Consider the following 2,259-nt stretch of genomic DNA (forward strand, 5'->3'; position numbering starts at 1 on the left):
GATCCCAGCAGGTGGTGGGCATAGCATTGATACTGGGCTCAACAGCTTCGGTGCGCGCTCGCGATGAATTAATCAGATCGCCCGGTGTGATTTCTCCCTTGCGCAGAAGCGCGACGACCTCATGCGCCTCATGTGCGCAAAGCTCCGGCCCAGTGAAGGGATGTGATCCAGACGATTTCATAGTGCCATTCCGACGATAAGCGCGCTGTCGCGGCGCGCACCAACGACAAAACAGAAAAACTACCCTGCTTCAATAGCACAACGCAAACGCAGGAACGGGTTTTGATCTGCAAAATCAATCCAGAAGCCCAAAGCGATTGATTCCCGAGCCCTGGCGTTCCGGGTCCTGACACTACTTAGGCTCTGGACCCATTGATTTCATTCTAGCGGCGTGATTCACCGTCCGAAAATGGAGCGGTGATATGTCTGATCTTTTCTGGCTGACAGATGCGCAAATGGCGCGTCTTGAGCCCTATTTCCCGAAGTCCCACGGCAAACCACGCGTAGATGACCGTAGGGTATTAAGCGGAATTATATTTATCAATCGCAATGGTTTACGGTGGCGCGNATGCCGTAACAGGGCGCGGTCCGAATAGCATCGTGGTGAGTTGCATGACCGGTTGATGTGAGGTGTCGTTGCCCTTGGCACGCTGTGCGGCGTGTCTATGGGGTTATGCGGTGATGCGCGCCCCAAGATGTCATATAAGAAAGGGCAACGACATGAATGTGTATATCGGATTGGATGTCTCTCTCGCAAGCACGGCGATTTGCGTGGTGTCTGCGCAGGGCAAGATCGTCAAGGAAACGACCGCTGCCAGCGAACCGGAGAACCTCATTCTCGCGTTGAAGGCGATGCCGGGGGACGTTGTGGCGGTGGGCCTGGAAGCTGGTCCGCTCTCGCAATGGCTGTACCGGTCTCTGACCGATGCCGGTTTTGCCACAGCCCTGATGGAGACACGGCAGGTGAAGAGCGCCCTCAAGGCGATGCCCATCAAGACGGACCGGCGGGATGCCGAGGGAATCGCGCGGCTTCTGCAGATGGGGTGGTATCGGCCCGTCCATTGTAAATCGATGTCGGCCCAGGAGATGCGCGCTCTGTTGTCCGCGCGTAAGGCTGTCCAGCAGGCGGCGATAAATCTCGAGTTATCGATCCGCGGTGTGCTGCGCAATTTCGGACTGAAGATGGGACGTGTTGCGAAGGGTCTCTTCGAAGCACGGGTGCAAGAGTTGGCCGAGGGCAATCCCATGCTGGAGGCGGCAGCGAACCCAATTCTCGCCGCAAGACGGGCGCTGCGACAGGAACTGGCAGGCCTCGAGAAGGTTCTGCGCAATCACGCCAAGGAGGACCCGGTTTGCCGCAAGCTCATGACGATGCCTGGGGTCGGTGCTCTCGTGGCCCTGACCGTCAAGGCAGCGATCGATGACCCGATGCGGTTTCGTTCTTCCAAAGACATAGGCCCTTGGGTTGGGTTGACTCCGAGGCGCGAGCAGTCGGGTGAGCGCGACATCGTTGGTCAGATCTCTCGGGCCGGCGATATTGGACTGCGCACGGCGCTGTACCAGGCTGCGATGGTGATGCTGCACCGTAGCGGCAAAACCTGGCTGACGGCATGGGCACTAAACGTTGCCAAGCGGCGGGGGAAGAAGCGCGCCACTGTGGCGCTCGCCCGGCGGATTGGGGTTGTTCTGCACCGCATGTGGCGAGACGACACAGACTTCCGTTTCACCCGTGAAGATGCTGCTGCGGCTGCAATCGCATAGGCTCCACACCATGAAGCCCCTTCATAGACCTGAAAACAAAGGAGGTTTGGCCGCGCCCGATGGCGCTGGTTCACCGAAGTCCCAACCCGGGACGCGGTCCCCGATGATGCCGGTACATTCCTGGTCACCAGACGCTCTGTCTGAGTGCGCCTTTGAGATAGGCACGCGGGAACCGTTTCTGGACTTGGCATAATGTGGCGGCCGATGCGCCGACCACGGACGGAAGCATTACCCCGGTGCGGGACAATAGTCGGTCACCAGATCAAACTCGGCAACGCCTTTATTCATAAATCAAAACACCAACGACGCAGACCCTGCTGGCCAATCAAGCGTTTTGGTCATTGGCTTCGTTTTGAAAATTTCTCTTGACCACAGACGCCCTGTTACAGAAGCACACCGCACCGCGACCAGTATGGGCGTAAAAAAGGGGGGCGTGGACGTCTGATAGGGCGCACCAAAGGCGGCATGAATACCAAGCTGCATGCGGTGTGTGACAGC

1 protein-coding gene and 3 pseudogenes are annotated in these 2,259 nt (G+C 58.1%); 3 read left to right on the forward strand and 1 reads right to left on the reverse strand.

Going from position 1 to position 2,259, the window contains the following annotated elements; translation table 11 throughout:
* Positions 1-181 (reverse strand): annotated as a pseudogene (locus tag V8352_RS21530) (amidase); the annotation flags it as partial.
* A gap of 241 nt (positions 182-422) precedes the next feature.
* Between V8352_RS21530 and V8352_RS21535 the strand changes: the two are divergent.
* From V8352_RS21535 to V8352_RS21545, 3 genes and pseudogenes are all read left to right on the forward strand, one after another.
* Positions 423-563: pseudogene (locus V8352_RS21535) on the forward strand (transposase); the annotation flags it as partial.
* A 157-nt stretch (positions 564-720) separates the two neighbouring features.
* On the forward strand, positions 721-1,761 hold the full coding sequence (locus V8352_RS21540) for an IS110 family transposase (RefSeq protein ID WP_336426306.1): 1,041 nt from the start codon (positions 721-723) through the stop codon (positions 1,759-1,761).
* A gap of 388 nt (positions 1,762-2,149) precedes the next feature.
* Positions 2,150-2,259 (forward strand): annotated as a pseudogene (locus V8352_RS21545) (IS5/IS1182 family transposase); the annotation flags it as partial.

The organism is Roseovarius sp. D0-M9, assembly GCF_037083805.1.
GTDB lineage: Bacteria > Pseudomonadota > Alphaproteobacteria > Rhodobacterales > Rhodobacteraceae > Roseovarius.